This is a genomic window from Adonisia turfae CCMR0081 (assembly GCF_011009555.1).
Taxonomy (GTDB): Bacteria; Cyanobacteriota; Cyanobacteriia; order Phormidesmidales; family Phormidesmidaceae; genus Leptothoe; species Leptothoe turfae.
Map to the genome: position 1 here is coordinate 3,676,872 of NZ_QXHD01000004.1, position 17,735 is coordinate 3,694,606.

A 17,735-nucleotide genomic window follows, 5' to 3' on the forward strand; every position below is an offset into this window, starting at 1 on the left:
TATAACATCTTAAAAAAACGTCACTAAACAGATCCTAAAAAGCGGTTGACGACACCGTTAATTGTTTGTTGCATGCTGCGTTTGCGTCGCCACCGGTTTAAATCACGTTCGTAGCGTTCGCCTGACGTTTGTAATGTCCGCCAGGCTTTGAGGGATAAACCCAGTCCCCAAAATAATGCAACGTAGAGCGAAAAGCCAAGGTGACCTAAAAATGTGCCGCCTGGAGTGAGAAAGTCTATTACGACTAAAAAGATAATGACGATGCTATAGCGGATGGCCTGACTCTGCAAACGTTGTATGCGCTGACGTTGAAACAGGCGGTGATCTTCGGCCTCCCCCTTCATGATTTTCCACTCTTGTTCAGCCGTTTGCAGCGCGGCTGGGCTGATGTTGAGTTCTTCCGCAATTTCTACCAACTGTTGATGGGAGAGTTCACCCGATTCGGTCTCTTGTTCGATCGCAAGTTGCAAGATCCGCTGAGCGTCTTCCATTCGGTAGAGCTTGTCCATGGTTGTCTACGGGGATTGGGGTGATTTGGGCAGGCTCCACCGTCTAAAGCGGCGATATCTATACCAACGCCCTATCCTTAGTTATAGATAATTTCGCGGCGATTGAACTAGGGGAGTCGCCGATCGGATAACCGTCTTTTAGGAGCATTGCGATGTCTTTGATCGAACTGAGTGGCTTGACCACATATCCAGTTAAGTCGGCGGCAGGTATTGGTTTGCATCAGGCTCAGGTGACTAGCCGGGGGCTGTTGCATGACCGACGCTGGATGGTGTGCGATCGCAATGGCAAATTCCTGACTCAACGTAAACTCCCTAAAATGGCGCTGATTCAAGTGACTGTTGATGAGACGCTACATCTCAGCATTGCTGGAGTACCGGATTCCTCACTAGAGCTCCCAGCGGTGCCAGCTACGGCCCAGCTGCTGCATGTGAATGTGTGGGGTGATGCTTGTACTGCCTGGTCCATGGGAGATAAAGCGGCTCAATGGCTCCATCATTTCTTAGGCGTGGATGCTCAGCTTGTTTACATGCCAGATAGCACCCATCGCCCCGTGGACCATGGACGGTTTGAGACGCCGAATAGTTTTTCAGATGCGTATCCGTTTTTGCTGATTTCCGAAGCCTCGTTGGCGGATTTGAATGGCCGTCTAGAGCAGCCAGTGCCGATGAATCGATTTCGGCCTAACTTGGTGGTCAGGGGCTGTGAGCCATTTGCTGAAGATACCTGGAAGCAAATCAAAATTGGCGACATTTTGTTTGATGTGGCTAAATCCTGTTCCCGCTGTTCTATTCCTGGTGTGGAGCAGTCCACAGGAGAACAGGGCAAGGAGCCATTGAAGACCCTGGCTACCTATCGTCGTTGGGATCATGCGATTTGGTTTGGTCAGAACCTGATTGCCAACGGTGAAGGGACGTTGGCTGTGGGGGACACGGTGGAGATTTTGGCCTAAGAATGCAGACTATTAAAACTCCTTAGAGTCTTACAGGCAATGCCCTATGGGGGCGTTACCGATGTCGATCTTTATTAATGGTTGACTTGCCCAGGCTAGGCAGCTGATTCGAGGTGCGGTAACCGGGCGTTGATGATGGCGGATGGCGTCTGCGTCTGATCAATGGCATCCGTGGGCTGTGGATCATCAGTTCGCCGACGATAACATTGAGCTGGTCGCCAATGAGCATGACCAGTGATGTGAGGAATAACCAGAGCAGCAGGACAATCACCGTACCAATGGCACCATAAACCTTGTTGTAGTTACCAAATTGGGCTACATACATGCGGAATGCTGCGGATAAAATGGCCCAAGATAGGGCTGCCAGCACTGCACCAGGCATGAGGGGTTTACCACGGGTCCAACGGCTGGGGCCAAAACGATAGACAAAGGCAAATGCAGATGAAACAATGCCTAACGCTAAAGGCCATGTAAAAAGTCGCCAAATGGTGAGTACCCACTCTCTGACGTTTTCACCGCTTTGCTCTGCCCCAATATCAGCTAGCAGTTGGATAACGCCATCGCTAAGAAACACCAGGTAGGATGCGGTCATGAGCAATAGGATGGTGCCAATGGTCAAGCCAATGGATAGGAGCCTGGCTTTCCAAAAGGGACGACGCTGCTCAACGGGAATCTGGTGGATTTCATCCAGGGCACGCATGGCGGCGCTGATGGCTCCTGAAGACGCCCATAGGGCGATCGCAAAACTCAAGGAAAATAATCCTCGGTTACCACCAGCGGTAACTTCATCGGCAAAGTTTTGGATCAGTTCATTAACAGCGCCTGGTGCGATTTCACTTAACCGCATGGCCAGGCGATTAAATGTATTCTCTAATGAATTAACTAAACCAATGGCTGTCAGCATGGCTAAAATGCCGGGGAAAAGGCCCAGCATAGCGTTGTAGGCCATTTCTGACGCTAAACTTGGTAACCGTCGCCTGAGGGTGGCGTGTACAACAGCACGAACGGTGTGCAGATTGATATAGCTTAAAAATCGAATAAATTCGAGCGGCGAGAAGGTTCGCGACAATCGTCGCAGCGGTTGCTGTGCACAATAGGTCGTATACAACGTCTGACGCAGCGTAGAATGCAGCTGACCAGTCTCTCGTCGGGGAAGGTTTGGCAAAACGTCTAGCTAATCAAAACACTTCTTCAAAATACAGATTTCTACTTATATATCAAGTAACAATCGTAGAAACCTTACGTTTTTACCCCTCAGCACCTATTTGTAACATACCCGCTTGTCATTGGCCGCTACGAACGAAGTGTGCAAATTCTTAGCATGGGCGGCAATACCTACCTACTCACTGGGGGAACACCGATCATCAGGTATTTGACCCTTTGCCTAGAATGCAAATAGGCGCATACGAGGAGGCTTGGCTATGCAACCATCTAATCCAAATCAGTTTACGGAGCAGGCATGGGCTGCGATCGCAGCTACTACCGATCTGGCTAAGCAGTGGCAGCATCAACAAATTGAGACCGAGCATTTAATGCTGGCTTTACTAGAGCAAGATGGATTAGCCAGTCGCATTTTCCAAAAAGCCGGAGCTTCCATCGATGCATTGCGCAGTGCAACTGAGGCATTTTTACGTAAACAACCCCAGGTAACGGGGCAAAGCGACAACATATATTTAGGGCGTTCGCTAAATACTTTGCTGGACAATGCAGACGTGTTTCGCAAAGAGTTTGACGACGATTACATTTCCATTGAACATTTACTGCTGGTCTATCCTGAGGACACCCGCTTTGGTAAATCTTTGCTGCGGGAGGCGGGTATCAATACCAAGCAGCTCAAAAATGCTGTTAAACAAGTACGAGGCCATCAAAAGGTGACCGATCAAAACCCTGAAGGTAAATACGAAGCGCTAGAGAAATATGGCCGTGACCTGACTGAGTATGCCCGCGAGGGTCGTCTCGATCCAGTCATTGGTCGAGATGATGAAATTCGTCGGACCATTCAAATTTTGTCTCGCCGTACAAAAAATAATCCTGTCCTTATTGGTGAACCAGGGGTGGGTAAGACGGCCATTGCCGAAGGAATGGCTCAGCGAATTATTAATAATGACGTACCCCAGTCGCTACGCGATCGCAAACTGATAGCCCTGGATATGGGTGCGCTAATTGCCGGGGCCAAATATCGTGGTGAATTTGAAGAGCGTCTCAAAGCCGTACTTAAGGAGGTGACCGACTCCCAGGGACAGATCATTCTGTTTATCGATGAAATCCATACCGTGGTGGGTGCTGGCGCAACTCAAGGAGCCATGGATGCAGGCAACCTACTCAAGCCGATGCTGGCTCGGGGTGAGCTACGTTGTATTGGGGCGACGACACTGGATGAATATCGCCAGTACATCGAAAAAGATGCTGCGCTGGAGCGTCGTTTCCAACAGGTTTATATTGATCAGCCGACTGTTCCTGACACTATTTCTATTCTGCGGGGTTTAAAGGAACGCTATGAGCTGCACCATGGTGTCACCATCGCGGACAATGCATTGGTGGCAGCGGCTACGTTATCAACTCGCTACATTAGCGATCGCTTTTTACCCGACAAAGCCATTGACTTAGTCGATGAAGCAGCGGCCAAACTCAAAATGGAGATTACCTCCAAGCCAGAAGAGTTGGATGAAGTCGACCGCAAGATCCTGCAGCTAGAGATGGAGCGTCTGTCTCTCAAAAATGAGACCGATGCTGGTTCCATTGAACGCCTAGAACGTTTAGAGAGAGAACTCGCAAATCTTAAAGAAGAACAAAGTACGCTTAACGCTCAATGGCAGTCTGAGAAAGATGGAATTGATCAAATTCAAGTCATTAAAGAAGAGATTGATCGTGTCAATATTGAGATTGCGCAGGCAGAGCGAGACTATGACTATAATCGAGCCGCTGAACTAAAATATGGCAAGCTCAACGAACTTCAAGAAAAAGTCTCCCAAGCCGAAAAACAGTTAGCTGAATCTCAGGCTAGCGGTCGTACTTTGTTGCGAGAAGAAGTGTCTGAAGAAGACATTGCCGAGATTATCTCTAAGTGGACGGGAATTCCCATCAGTAAACTGGTGCAGTCAGAGATGCAAAAGCTGTTGCTGCTGGAGGATGAACTCCATAAACGAGTGATTGGACAAGAGGAAGCGGTTACCGCTGTTGCAGATGCAATTCAGCGATCACGAGCGGGTCTGGCAGATCCGAATCGGCCCACAGCAAGCTTTATCTTCCTTGGCCCTACTGGTGTGGGTAAAACCGAGTTAGCTAAAGCCCTGGCAAGCTATCTGTTTGATACAGAGGAAGCGATTGTTCGCATCGATATGTCAGAGTACATGGAGAAACATGCGGTATCTCGCTTGATCGGTGCACCTCCAGGATACGTGGGCTATGACGAAGGTGGTCAGCTAACGGAAGCATTGCGCCGCCGTCCCTATTCAGTGATTCTATTTGATGAGATTGAGAAGGCGCATCCAGATGTGTTCAATATTATGTTGCAGATTCTCGATGATGGCCGCGTGACAGATTCTCAAGGTCGCACTGTGGACTTTAAAAATTCGGTGATCATTATGACTAGCAACATTGGCTCCCAGTTTATTCTGGATGTGGCGGGGGATGATAGTCGTTACGAGGAAATGAGAACCCGTGTAATGGATGCCCTGCGCTCAAACTTCCGTCCTGAGTTTCTAAATCGGGTGGATGAGATGATTATCTTCCACAGTTTGCAGAAGTCTCAGTTGCGAGAGATTATTAAGCTACAGGTGCAGGCGCTGGAGAAACGGTTGGCGGATCAGAAGATTGGACTATCGTTGTCAGAATCAGCCTTAGATTTCTTGGCTGATGTGGGGTATGACCCGGTTTATGGGGCAAGGCCTCTGAAACGGGCAATCCAGCGTGAGTTGGAAACTGCGATCGCAAAGAGTATTCTTCGGGGAGATTATAAAGGTGGCGACACCGTTGTGGTTGACGTAGAGAATGAGCGACTGGTGTTTAAGGTCAAAGTTGCAATTTGATGAGCGATTAAATTCTGACATTTGAAAGGTGGGCATGCCCACCTTTTTTTGGGCTGACTTCAGGCCCCGTTCTGAGTTTTTCGCCTGACTGTGTATTTTGGCTTCGTATAGTCAGGTCAATGACTGTTCACCGTTGTCCGCTATCTTTTTAAAGTCTTGATAAAAGAGTGAACTTTCTAATATTTAATGTTCTAGGTTACGTTTTCCTCTAGAAACAATTTTTATATAGTGTATAGCGATAAGTGTGTCGATCCAGCTTATTTTGCTGTTTTTCTAGATCCTATTGTGAGAATAAACAAAATTGCTGCTTCTATCGCATGTTCTTTGGGCATTGCTTCTGTCTCTGCTGTCGTTTTAGCTGCTGCTCCTGTGTCTGCTCTGTCTATTACGGCAGAAGACTCGATCTATGAGTTAACGGTAGAGGAAGCTACGTTTGATGATTTGCGTGCAAGGGACGATTTTGAGAATCTAGTCCCGTGGTTTGGTGATGAGAATTTAGCGCGGACCATAGCGGCGGCGGCTGGTGAGGCTTTTGCTGATGGGAATAGTGAGTTAGGAGTGCCCGATGGGTTTTTTGGACCCTCTTTTGCGTTTGATGTGGATATAAATGGGAGTATTGATTTTACTACCTACATTAATAATGAGAGGCGTTTGGTAGAGGCCGGAAAAATTAACTCCGATTCAGACACTTTTTATGCGGTTATCAATCTTGATGTGTCTTCAGATGATGCGACAGATGTGCCCACACCTGCATTACTGCCAGGGCTAATGGGTATGGGACTGGCTGCGATGCGCAGACGTAATCTGGACTGATGAGAATTTAATTTAAAGGCAGGGGGGATGTTGGTTTAACCCAGCCTACGGTTTAAATGACTGCCGTTCAGAGGTGTTTAGGCCTTGTTTTAGTACCTGTAATACTGTTACTAATAATGGATTGGCCCCTTTGCTCAATCCTCAACAGTGCATCGGGCTGGGTTTCGTTGGAACGGTCACTTCGGCTTCGCTCAGTGACCGTCTGGTTTCGCTCAGTGACCGTCTGGCTTCGCTCAGTGAATGCCTGGTGGCTGAGCAGAGTCGAAGGCATCAGGCGATTTTCTCGCTTACAGGCGTTTGACGAGGATGCTGATGACGTCGCCTGGTTCAGGGGTAAGGATTAGCCGATTGTCGGGAGTTTCTATCAGTGGACTCCACTGGCTTTGCTCGACGTACTTCAGGTTATGTAACAGGTGGATGGTTTGGCGGATGCCGCCGGAGCTGCCCAGGAGAATATGGCGGATAGTTTCGCCAGTGGGTAGGGCGATGGATAGGTCGGCAGGCAGTTTGGTTGGCGCAGTCATGGGGCGTTTTCCTTGTATTTTCGTAAGGGTCAGGAAAGCGCCCAAAAAGTTAGCCACCCTGCAACGTCATCAGGGTGGCTGTAAAATGCTCACAGCTCACCAACTGGTTGTGCAGTTGGAGGGGTTAGCGGGGTGGGGGTGTTGGCGCACCGCCATCTCGCGCAGCTAAATTTTTGGGTGCGAAATAGCTGACAGAGGTGTTCCGTAGCTATTAGCTTTGTAGGCTATCAGTCCTCAGCTAATTCAGTCAATATGCGGACTGACATCAAGAAAAATTGTTGAATATAGTGAGTTAAGATCCTGCAAAGCATTTGCCCTATGTCAACGACAGTCGCCATTATCCTGACAGCTTTAGTCAAAGCGATATGAATAATGATGATAGTTTTGTGGCAACTCAACCTACCCTTTCATGTATTTGTATTATTCTGAGAGATTCTGATATCAAAGGCACAATGGTTAACTCGTAGGGACTGCGCCTTGTGCCAGCCCTGCAACACTATCGCAATTAACCGAAATCTCTTGAGACGATATATGTTGGGTTTATGAGGTTTTGGTGTTAAGGCGATACGTTAGGTTTTGTGACAACCCAACCTACGGGTTTACAATTAGAAGCCTGTCAATGCTGGAGGGCAACCACGAGGGATTGTTTCGGAATCCCCGATTGCCCCTACAGTGGATCAGACCACCTTTATTCTGATAATGCCAATGTCTGACTAACGGTTAACATCAGGTCATTGTCAGGATTAATCGAAATTACCTCTACGCGTTCACGTCCTAAGATCAGACCACCGATTGCTCCAGCAACAGTACCCGTTAATACCTCCCAAGTTTGGGGCTCATCATCACCTGTGACTGAGGCAACAGCTGTGGATGCGCCAGAACCTAATACAGCTCCAGCAAATATTTCACCAACGCTGGCTCCCCGACGAATAGTTTCAGTTGTCGTGATAATCCGAGACTGTGCCTGGATGTCAAGCCGACGACCATCATCTAGCACCAACGTTTGTGCCATAAACTGAGAACCTCGCTGACTCCCTGAACTCGCAGGACGCAACTCGCCAATAATTTGGCTATTACGGGGAATAAGTATTTGACCTTGACGATTGGTGACAGCTTCAGCGACCTGAAATGTGAGAGGTAATGTCTCATCCGGTAATATGACAATCTTGTCACCATCAGCGTGGTCAACTGAAATCGTCGTTCCGGCTGCAACCGATGACTGGGAAGTCGTTGTCGTTGTTCTTGTTTGAACAATATAAGGAGACTGTACTGTTGCTACCTGGTTGCGACTGGCTAACGCTTGATAAATAAAGGCTGCGACATCTGCCCGTGTAGCGGTTTGATTGGGGCGTAAGACTTCGATGTCAGGATAGTTAACGACGAGTCTCTGTTCAGTTGCAGCGGCAATGCTAGCTGTGGCATAGCTGGGGATGGACCGAGAATCACGGTAAACGTCTGCGCTGGCGACGGTTGTGGCCTCATAGTTAAGACCGTTCGCTAATGAAACCAATACCTGGGCACGGGGAATATTTTGGTTGGGTTGAAACACATTGTTGGGATAGCCAGATAAAAAGCCCATGCGATAGGCATTGTCAATGGCGGCTGTGGCCCAATAGTTAGCGGGTACATCCACAAAGTTAGTGCTGCTACGAATGTTGGTGAGGTTAAATGCCTTGCGTACCATGGCAGCATACTGGGCACGGGTTACTGGTTCATCAGGGCGAAAGGTGCCATCGGGGAAACCTGCGATAATATCTCTTTCCGCTAGGCTCATAATAAACTGGCTGGCCCAATAGTTAGACGAAACATCAGTAAACTGGGTTTGAGTTTGGGCGACAACTGGAGCTGGTGTGACGAGGGGTGAGAGTGTTCCTGCACCCATGCCCAGCATCAGTAATAAAGCAGTTGTTGTCTGAAACTGTCGCATTTTTAGCATAGTAAAGATCCTCAAAAACAATGCATAATTTTTTAGAAACTGTGGCTTTGTGCCAACTTGCAACCTCAAGAAAAAGAATCTTTTTAGTTGTTGTTGATCTGTTGTAAGGGCGCGCTGATGTTTGCCCTTCGAAAGATAGGCAAAATGCTCAATATCCTGTATTGGGCGTATTACCATACGCCCCTACAAAAAATCTTTCAGTTCTATAGAGAGAAGGTGGTTAATGTCTGTAGAAGGATAGATGAGTAGACAGAAAAATCGTATATAACCCTAAAAATCTTTTCCTGGTTGAGCGATGCTATTCAACAAGGTGGTAGAGCCCCTGTTCACGAATTGACTCTAACAAGACTTATTTTCAAAATTCGAATGGTGTCATTACGCCTTTTTAACTGGCATAGTGACAAATCTGGGATATGAAGCGCTGATATCAGATGATTTACCTTTTATCTATTGTTTTTTCTGACTTATAAGCTGCTGAAACCATTGATAGGAAAAGAGTTAGGCAAGCTTTATAGAAAACTACAATGGTCTATATCGTTATTTTGAAGCTGCTTTCTTTCTTTCAAACTGTCACATTCATGCTGCCTTTGTGGGTTTGCCACACAACCTACCGGGGAATATTTCCGGCTTGCTGGCCGACGAAATCACGGATGGCTTCCCAAATGGCGGTGGGGCCAATGCCAAAGAAAATTTGTAACCCTAGCAAAATCAGGGCTGCTAAAAAGGCTGTTTTTAGGGTGGCTTTTACCACCTTGATCAACCAGGTAAAGACCAGGATTGAAATAGCGATCGCACCAATGACAACCACAATTTCCATGGGCCGTGTTTCCTCTTAGAGTCTGACCAATCTTAACCTATGAACCCAGGGCTACAACCTGACGCTCGGTGAGTGTATTGCTAACGTTAATCACTTCCTGGCGAGCCCACTGGTCAGCATCCAGGATGTCCTGGAGTGAGGGGCTTGTGGTGAGGTGGTCACGGTTGCGATCGCACACCTTCTCAATCACCTTGGGAATATCCAAATAATGAATTTTCTCATCCAAGAATAATGCCACCGCCTGCTCGTTAGCTGCATTGAGAACGGCAGTCATGGAGCCACCAGCTCGTCCAGCTTCATAGGCCAGATTAATGCAGGGATACTTAGCATGATCGGGTTCCTTAAACGTAAGTGTGGCCAACTGCGCCAGATCCAAAGGCTTCCAGTCAGTGAAAATACGTTCGGGCCAGGACATCGCATAGAGCAAGGGCAGACGCATATCTGGCCAACCTAGCTGAGCCAGCATTGATGTGTCCTGGGTCTCAATGAGTGAGTGAATAATGCTCTGGGGATGAATCAGCGTATTGATGTGGTTGTAGTCCATCCCAAACAAATAATGGGCTTCGATGACTTCTAGACCCTTATTCATCATTGTGGCTGAGTCCACTGTAATCTTGCGACCCATGGACCAGTTAGGATGCTTGACGGCATCTGCAACGGTCACGTCCTTTAGCCTTTCTACGGGCCAATCACGAAAGGCACCGCCGGATGCGGTCAGAATAATACGGCGTAGCCCCCCTTCGGGCAGCCCCTGCAAACACTGGAAAATGGCGGAGTGCTCGGAGTCAGCAGGCAGCAGCTTCACACCATGCTTTTCTACCAGGGGTAAAACAACGGGACCACCCGCAATTAGGGTTTCTTTATTGGCTAGGGCAATGTCTTTACCTGCTTCAATCGCGGCAATAGTGGGCAATAATCCTGCACAGCCGACGATGCCAGTTACGACAGCCTCTGCATCACCATAGCGGGCTACTTCTACGATGCCATCTGCGCCAGCCAGAATTTGTGGTTGTGGGTCTACATCAGCAATTGCTTCTTTGAGTTCTGCCAGCTTGTTCGCATCGTGGATGGCGACAATTTCTGGCTTAAATTGGCGGACTTGCTCAGCCAGAAGTGTCACATTGCGGCCTGCAGCAATGCCAACTAAGCGAAACTTATCAGGGTGATGCTCAACAATATCAAGGGTTTGGGTGCCAATGGAGCCAGTTGAACCAAGCAGAGTGATTGCCTTCACGGTAATTGCCTATTGCTAAAGGTTTACAGCTGACCATCTGGCCCGCCCTGTTTCAACTATAGATTCTTAACGTCTTTTCACAAAATTTTAAGAGCTGTGGGGAATGGTTCGCTTTTAGAAATCACGACCATAATTGATTGAAGGAGACGCTAGCGAATCGCCCTAACCATTTATGGAAGCTTTTTCCCCTGACCCACCTAAGTGGGCCGAATCTGCAACTCATGCCCTGACGTTTTCCTGTCCGCACTGTAGCGAGTCTGCCAGCGTAGCGACTGATGTTTGGATTAATCGCCGATCGCCTGTTTACACCCACAACCACAAACGCAAGTGGCAAGAGTTTTATCAATGTAAATGTGGCGTAGCCTGGTGGGCTTGGAGTAGCGATCGCCCGCCGAACTCCTGGCAAGTAAACGATCCACCAAATGATCCACCAGAGGAATCACCGTCCAATTTGGATCCCCTGACAGGGTTAGGGGATAGTTGGGGAAGTTTTGATCCCTAGTGTCTGAGCTGTGGTTTTTTCAATGCCTATCATTGTTTTTGGCAGTCTTAATATGGACCTGGTGGCCCAGGTCCCTCGTTTGCCTCAGTCTGGCGAAACATTATTGGGAACCGGCTTCACCACAGTCCCAGGAGGAAAAGGCGCTAACCAGGCGGTAGCGGCTGCCCGTTTGGGTGCGCCTACAACCATGGTGGGTCGGGTTGGTGACGATAGCTTTGGACAGGAGCTATGCAATAGCTTGCAGGCGTCTAATGTGGCTACAGAGTTAGTGCTGGCCGAGCCGGGACCTTCAGGGGTGGCCCTGATCAGCGTGGATGAATCGGGTGAAAACCAGATCGTGGTGGTGCCTGGAGCTAATGGCAATGTGGATTTATCCGATGCAAACCGCCTACCTCTAGGGCCTGGGCCCTCAGTTTTGCTGATGCAGTTTGAAATTCCCCTGGTGGCGGTACAGGCAGCTGCAAAGCGAGCGGCTGAGCATTGTGTAATTCTAGACCCAGCCCCGGCTCGCTCCGATTTACCTACAGATTTTTATAGCCTGGTGGATATTCTGACGCCTAATCAAACAGAGGCATCCCAGCTTGTGGGCATGAAAGTAAAGAGTGTGGCCACCGCCATGGAAGCTGCTCAGGTGCTGCGACGGCGGGGCGTATCGACAGTCATTGTGAAATTGGGGAGCCAGGGGGCAGTGGTTGCCTCAGATTTAGAGGTCTTTCATGTGCCTGCTTTTGAGGTTAAAGCGGTGGATACTGTGGCTGCTGGGGATGCGTTTAACGGTGGTTTAGCAGTTGCTTTGGCAGAAGGAAAATCGTTGCGGGCAGCAGTTGTGTGGGCCAGTGCAGTAGCCGCTCTAGCGGTTACAAAAGCTGGGGCACAGTCATCTATGCCAATCCGAGCACAGGTGGAAGACTTTTTGCTCAGCCATCCTTCAGGTAGTTTATAGTCTTGATGCTCTAGACTGAATGAGTACCGTGTCGAGTGGAAAAAATTGGTGTAGTCAGTGGAGCATTAGCAATAATTTGCGGTTAATTCAGCATTGCTAATAGGCGAGACTGTGCATCCGAATATTTTTCGCAAACGTAGTACTTACATAGCGGCGTTGCTGCTTAGCAACAGCGGCAAGATTGTCATTACGCTTCCTGCGCTTCAATGCCCTCAAATCAACCAGATGTCATTTTTTTGGTGCTCGACACTCAGCGTGTGGATCGCCTGTCGTGTTACGGCTACGAGAAGCCGACTTCGCCACATATAGATGCGTTTGCTGAGGGGGCGACACGGTTTAAAGTCGCGATCGCACCCGGCCAATGGACCATTCCTTCCCATGCGTCCATGTTCACTGGACTGTATCCATCACAGCACCAGATGCAGCAGTCCTACTCAGTAATGCCGCCCCATCTCAAAACCTTGGCAGAGCGACTGCAAGATGGCGGTTACTACACATCTGCATTTTGCAATAACCCTCTGGTTGGCGTCATTAACAATGGTCTGCGACGTGGGTTTTACAGCTTTCTCAACTACAGCGGTTTACTCAGCTCTCGCCCTAACCAAGCCGGTATCCCCTCAAGCTTTTTAGATAAATATCGCCAGCTATTCAAACGCATTGTTGCAAAGGCACTCAACCAGGTTCAAGATGCCTTTGCTCGTTCTGACTGGTTACTATCATTATCATTTACACCTTTAATGGTGCCCCTGTGGCAAACGGCCCTCAGCTTCAAAGGCAATACTCGCAAGTCTTTAGACGATGCCGCTCAACTGTTGATTGAACGGAAAGGTGTGAAAGCGAACCAACCCATTTTCACCTTTATCAATCTGATGGGCACCCACATGCCCTACCATCCTCCCCGCGAGTACATCGAAAAATTTGCCCCCAATGTCCTCAAAGATCGCGATGCTCAGACGTATCTACGTCGCTTTAATAGCGATGTCTACGGTTGGCTTGCGCCCCTGATGGGGGCCTTGGGAGACCAGCAAAAAGATACCCTGGATAACATGTATGATGCTGAGGTCGCTGCACAAGATGTACAGGTTGGTCATTTTCTAGAACAGCTGAAACAGGCCGGTCGTTTAGAGAATACCTATGTTGTTGTTTGTGCCGACCATGGAGAGCATTTAGGAGAGAAACAGCTCATCGGCCACAGCCTCTCTATCTATAATGAACTGGTGCAAGTACCATTAATTATCCATGACCCTAACGATATAATTAGTCGCGGCACTGTTCGTGATGATGTCGTCTCCACTCGCTGTTTATTCCATACTGTATTGTCAGCAACAGGGCTGGCAACTCCAGAAGAGGCCGAGCTTAGTCTAGAACATTCAAACACCAGCAAGACTCTAGAAGAGGTTGATCCTGAACATTGTGTTTATGCAGAGGCAGTCACTCCGCAGAATGTGCTGAACTTGATTCAAAAACGGCAGCCTGAACTTATATCTCAACATGCCTGCGATCAAACTAGAAGGGCTGTGTGGGTTGGGAATCACAAATTAATTGAAACTGCTCAAAATCCTCCCGAACTCTATGATGTTCAAGATGATCCGAATGAGAGTTTAGATTTGAGCGAAATTTTTCCAGAGATGGTGGAATCATTACAAAATTCTCTCTCTGCCTTTAGTCAAGATGCTGATCAGCATCGGGCTCTATACTCTCAAGCCCGTGCAACTGGATTTGATGATCCAGAAGTTCGCCGTCGTCTCAAAGACCTTGGATATCTAGAAGAATAAGTATGTATCCTCCCGTAGATCCGACGATTGTCGAAATTGGTCCCTTTGCCCTGCGTTGGTATGGCCTACTCATGGCCACCGCTGTGATTACCGGCTCCTGGTTTGCCAGTAAAGAAATTGAACGCCGTGGTAAGAACCCTGAAGATTTTTGGGACATGTTGATCTGGGTGCTCATCCCAGCCTTTATAGGTGCCCGTCTCTACTATGTTTTTGTCCAGTCCAGTGATAAAGCCTTTTACCTCCAGAATCCTGGTCAGATTTTACAAGTCTGGGGTGGCGGTATCCATATTTTTGGTGCATTTATCTTTGGGAGCATTGCCCTCTGGCTCTTTACCAAATTCCGTCGTTTACCCACGCTAATGTACCTAGATGCAGCGGCGGTAGGTTTACCCATTGCCCAAGCCATTGGTCGCTGGGGTAACTTTATCAATCAAGAACTCTATGGTCCCCCCACCGCTTGGCCCTTTGGTTTGCGTATTGATCCACAGCACCGTTTAGCTCCCTACAACGATTTAATTGCCTACCCTGAGTCCACCCGATTTCATGCCCTGTTTCTATACGAATCTGTTTGGAATTTGTTAGGTTTCTTGGTGCTGTACTGGGTGTCAAAGCGGTTTGGTAGACAGTTACGACCTGGCGATATATCCCTGTTGTACTTAATTTGGTATCCCTTTGGTCGTTTCTTTATTGAGTTCTTAAGAACAGATTCCTGGTTCTTCCTGGGTACACCGTTTAATGTGGTGCACATTCTATCTCTTCTCGCGGTTGTTGGGGCGGGAGCTACGTTTTTCCTCAGGAGACGTGTTGCTTTGAGATAATGCCCTCATCCTAATCCCGTTCCCCAGGGAGTGGGACGTTGAAAAAGCCTTTATCAGCCTTTCGGTTAATAGAAATCAAAGTCTTTCTTTCCTTCTCCCCAGGGATAAGGGGCTGCGGGATGAGGGGCCATTCCCGACTTAAATAATACTCACATATCTAAACTCATTTACTTCTCCTTCTTCCTCTACCTGTCCCATGCCTCCCTCTCCTCGCCTCATTATCATCGGCCTTGACTGCATGGAACCCTCTCTCGTCTTTGAGCAATGGCGAGAGGATCTACCTAATCTCTCCCGCCTCATGACCCAAGGTAGCTATGGTCGTTTAGAAAGCTCCATTCCTGCCATTACCGTTCCAGCTTGGAGCTGTATGATGACTGGGCGCGATCCGGGGGAACTGGGCATCTACGGCTTTCGTAATCGAGCAACGCGGGCCTATCAGAACATGACAATTGCTGATGGTCGAGCTGTGCGTTTCCCTCGGCTATGGGATTATCTGGGCGATGCTGGTTGGAAGGTGGCTGCTCTAAGCGTTCCCGGCACATCGCCACCCTATGAGGTAAATGGTTCAATGGTGTCATGTTTTCTGACGCCCAGTCCCCAGGTTACCTTTACCCATCCGCCGGAGCTGGGTGCTCAGATTCGTAGCTGGATGCCGGACTTTATGATGGATGTGCCTGAGTTCCGGTCAGAGGATAAGGCTGAAATTCTGTCGAATATTCATAAGCTATGCGATCAGCGCTTTACCCTGGCGGAGAAGCTGATTGTGCAGGACCAGCCGGACTTTTTGATGCTGGTGGATATGGGTGTGGACCGCATTCACCATGCCTTTTGGAAGCCTATGGATCCACGTCATCCTGACTATCAGCCAGATATGCCCTTTGCTACGGCGATCCATGACTATTACTGTCATGTGGATGAGCGGGTAGGGCGTCTGCTTGCTCAGTGTGATGATGACACGGCTGTTTTAGTTGTGTCGGATCATGGCGCACAGCCTCTGATGGGGGGGATTTGCATCAATGAATGGTTAATTGAAAAGGGCTATCTCACACTGAAGGAAAAGCCGAGTGATCCAATTGCTTTGGATAAGGTTGAGGTGGATTGGGAGAACACCAAGGTGTGGGGTGCGGGTGGTTACTATGCCAGAATTTTTTTGAATGTGCGAGGGAGAGAACCCCAGGGAGCGATCCCCTTACAAGAGTTCAAAGCATTTCGCGAGCAGTTGATTAGTGAATTAGAATCAATTACGTTTCCAGATGGTTCTCCGATGGAGGTGAAGGCCTATGTGCCTCAGGAGACTTATCAGAAGGTGCGGGGAATGGCTCCGGATTTGCTAGTGTACTTTGATTGGTTAGCGTGGCGTTCGGTGGGCAGTGTGGGCACAGGCGAGCTGTATGCTAAAGGGAATGATACTGGGCCGGATGATGCCAACCATGCTCAATATGGGTTAATGATTTTCCATGATCCGAAAGCCCCCCAGGGTGGTCAGGTGTTAGAGAATGCCCAGCTATATGACATTACGCCGACCATGCTAGATCGGTATGGAGTGGATGGTCCTAGTGATTTGCGGGGTAAGGTTTTGTCGATATAGATGAACCGTCCCCAGGCAGTGACGCCGTCTACTACCATTGAGCAAGATAAGACTGACTACAGTACTTTTGTCAGTCAATGTAAGGAAAATGTAGGGAGGCGCAACCCGATGCCTATCAACTGGTCAGCCTTGGGACGGCAACCTCAGACCTATGGGTTACTTTTGGGGACAGCCTTTGGGTGTGGTCTGTTGGTTATCTTAGCCGGTAACCGACCGGTGGCCTGGTTGGGGGGTGGTGCTGTGGCGACTGTGATGACAGGCAGCTGGGTAACGGCTTATCGATCGTCGTCCAGCGGTGTACAAGATGACAGTGACTTGCTGAATGCTGCTACCTTTCAAAGGCGGATTGAGGCCATTCACGCCCAGGTGGCTCGCGATGGTTATCAGACTTGGCAGCCGGTTAAAGCTTGGGCATTGCAGTCGCAAACGTTTGCGATGGGTATTTGCGATCGCGAGTCCACCCTTCGCACTGAACTGCTCGAAGCCCTACACACCGTCGTGGAGTTAGCCCAACAGGTGGCCGATGGCCTTCAGGTACAGGCCCAGATTCAAACGCCCACCTATCAACAAATGGCCAAAAGGCAGCTGAAGCAAAGTTGCGATCGCATGGAGCAAACCTACAAGCAGCTACAGCAGCTCCAAGATCAGGTAGCCTTGGCCAGTCTCTCCCAGGGGGATGCCTCCCTACCCCAGCGATTAGAAACCCTCATCGCCGCCAATAAAGAAATTCTAGAAGCCTAGGCCAGTCAACTGTTTAGATACCTGCTCAGACACCCGCTGCCATCGTTGCTTTAATACCAGCCATGCTCAAAAAACTGTTTCCAAATCGCACCCACCGTCAGCTCATCAGTCTTGTCCTAGGATTGATGTTTACCCTGAGTCTTGGGGGTATAGGTGGCTGTCAATCGCCAGTCACATCCCTGGAAACAGCCCAAGCCACCCTCACCAAGCAGGTATTACCCAAAATCAATGTTGCTAGCAATTTAGTCTCCGACGAAGTTGCCAGTCGCTACACCGTTGATCAAATTGCAGAACCCCTGCCCGACATTGAGAACTTTCCCCTCTATGGAGCCCAACCCAGGGCAGACCAGCTCTATCTAGAAATCTACAGCTCCTCGGAAAAAGCCAATATTGACCGGCAAAATGAGCGTTGGCTAGTGGAAGTGGCCGATGCCTTTAACCAACGTCAAGAGAAAAGTAGCTCTGGCAAAGTTATCCAGGTGGGTATCCGTCAAATTGCTTCCGGTACCGCCGCTCGCCTCATCGGTGCAGGGGTGGCCCAGCCCACGGGCTATAGC

Annotated in this window: 15 protein-coding genes and 1 pseudogene; 10 read left to right on the forward strand and 6 right to left on the reverse strand. The window is 48.9% G+C overall.

From position 1 onward, the window contains the following. Window positions 1–23: 23 nt before the first annotated feature. On the reverse strand, window positions 24–509 hold the full coding sequence (locus DXZ20_RS19995; RefSeq protein WP_163661100.1) for a 2TM domain-containing protein: 486 nt from the start codon (window positions 507–509) through the stop codon (window positions 24–26). A gap of 152 nt (window positions 510–661) precedes the next feature. Here DXZ20_RS19995 and DXZ20_RS20000 point away from each other — a divergent pair, with 152 nt between their 5' ends. Next, the gene (locus DXZ20_RS20000; protein ID WP_250565845.1) at window positions 662–1,459 is read left to right on the forward strand and encodes an MOSC domain-containing protein; all 798 of its coding nucleotides are present in this window, start codon (window positions 662–664) and stop codon (window positions 1,457–1,459) included. Window positions 1,460–1,514: 55 nt separating this feature from the next. Here the strand turns inward: DXZ20_RS20000 and DXZ20_RS20005 are convergent, their stop codons facing one another. Continuing rightward, window positions 1,515–2,624: a YihY/virulence factor BrkB family protein gene (locus tag DXZ20_RS20005; RefSeq protein WP_163661098.1), complete on the reverse strand. Its 1,110-nt coding sequence runs from the start codon at window positions 2,622–2,624 to the stop codon at window positions 1,515–1,517. Between the two features lie 256 nt (window positions 2,625–2,880). Between DXZ20_RS20005 and clpB the strand changes: the two genes are divergently transcribed. Then, window positions 2,881–5,487 carry an ATP-dependent chaperone ClpB gene (gene clpB, locus DXZ20_RS20010; protein ID WP_163700060.1) on the forward strand — a complete coding sequence of 869 codons (2,607 nt, stop codon included), beginning with the start codon at window positions 2,881–2,883 and terminating at the stop codon, window positions 5,485–5,487. Between the two features lie 369 nt (window positions 5,488–5,856). Beyond that, window positions 5,857–6,300 carry a PTPA-CTERM sorting domain-containing protein gene (locus tag DXZ20_RS20015; RefSeq protein WP_348918711.1) on the forward strand — a complete coding sequence of 148 codons (444 nt, stop codon included), beginning with the start codon at window positions 5,857–5,859 and terminating at the stop codon, window positions 6,298–6,300. A gap of 287 nt (window positions 6,301–6,587) precedes the next feature. Here the strand turns inward: DXZ20_RS20015 and DXZ20_RS20020 are convergent, their stop codons facing one another. The 4 genes from DXZ20_RS20020 to dxr all read right to left on the reverse strand — a co-directional run bounded on the left by DXZ20_RS20020 (window position 6,588) and on the right by dxr (window position 10,811). After that, on the reverse strand, window positions 6,588–6,824 hold the full coding sequence (locus tag DXZ20_RS20020) for a hypothetical protein (protein WP_163700065.1): 237 nt from the start codon (window positions 6,822–6,824) through the stop codon (window positions 6,588–6,590). Between the two features lie 688 nt (window positions 6,825–7,512). Then, window positions 7,513–8,760 carry an S-layer homology domain-containing protein gene (locus DXZ20_RS20025; RefSeq protein WP_163700067.1) on the reverse strand — a complete coding sequence of 416 codons (1,248 nt, stop codon included), beginning with the start codon at window positions 8,758–8,760 and terminating at the stop codon, window positions 7,513–7,515. 607 nt (window positions 8,761–9,367) lie between these two features. Then, window positions 9,368–9,577 carry a hypothetical protein gene (locus DXZ20_RS20030; RefSeq protein WP_163661088.1) on the reverse strand — a complete coding sequence of 70 codons (210 nt, stop codon included), beginning with the start codon at window positions 9,575–9,577 and terminating at the stop codon, window positions 9,368–9,370. A 37-nt stretch (window positions 9,578–9,614) separates the two neighbouring features. Then, a complete protein-coding gene (gene dxr, locus DXZ20_RS20035) occupies window positions 9,615–10,811 on the reverse strand; it encodes a 1-deoxy-D-xylulose-5-phosphate reductoisomerase (RefSeq protein WP_163700069.1) in 1,197 nt (398 codons plus the stop codon). Window positions 10,812–10,983: 172 nt separating this feature from the next. Here dxr and DXZ20_RS20040 point away from each other — a divergent pair, with 172 nt between their 5' ends. The 7 genes and pseudogenes from DXZ20_RS20040 to DXZ20_RS20070 form a co-directional block, all read left to right on the forward strand. Then, entirely contained in the window at window positions 10,984–11,313 is a 330-nt protein-coding gene (locus tag DXZ20_RS20040) for a hypothetical protein (protein ID WP_163661084.1), read from the forward strand. Between the two features lie 22 nt (window positions 11,314–11,335). Next, window positions 11,336–12,256: a ribokinase gene (gene rbsK, locus DXZ20_RS20045; protein ID WP_163700071.1), complete on the forward strand. Its 921-nt coding sequence runs from the start codon at window positions 11,336–11,338 to the stop codon at window positions 12,254–12,256. A 206-nt stretch (window positions 12,257–12,462) separates the two neighbouring features. Next, window positions 12,463–14,031, forward strand: a complete 1,569-nt coding sequence (locus DXZ20_RS20050) for a sulfatase (RefSeq protein ID WP_163700073.1) — start codon at window positions 12,463–12,465, stop codon at window positions 14,029–14,031. Window positions 14,032–14,033: 2 nt separating this feature from the next. Continuing rightward, window positions 14,034–14,849, forward strand: coding sequence for a prolipoprotein diacylglyceryl transferase (gene lgt / locus DXZ20_RS20055; RefSeq protein ID WP_006517328.1), 816 nt, complete (start codon window positions 14,034–14,036; stop codon window positions 14,847–14,849). A gap of 196 nt (window positions 14,850–15,045) precedes the next feature. Continuing rightward, complete coding sequence (locus tag DXZ20_RS20060) at window positions 15,046–16,437, forward strand: alkaline phosphatase family protein (protein WP_163661078.1); 1,392 nt, start codon at window positions 15,046–15,048, stop codon at window positions 16,435–16,437. Continuing rightward, window positions 16,438–17,178: a hypothetical protein gene (locus DXZ20_RS20065; RefSeq protein WP_163700075.1), complete on the forward strand. Its 741-nt coding sequence runs from the start codon at window positions 16,438–16,440 to the stop codon at window positions 17,176–17,178. Between the two features lie 62 nt (window positions 17,179–17,240). Further along, window positions 17,241–17,735: pseudogene (locus DXZ20_RS20070) on the forward strand (hypothetical protein); the annotation flags it as partial.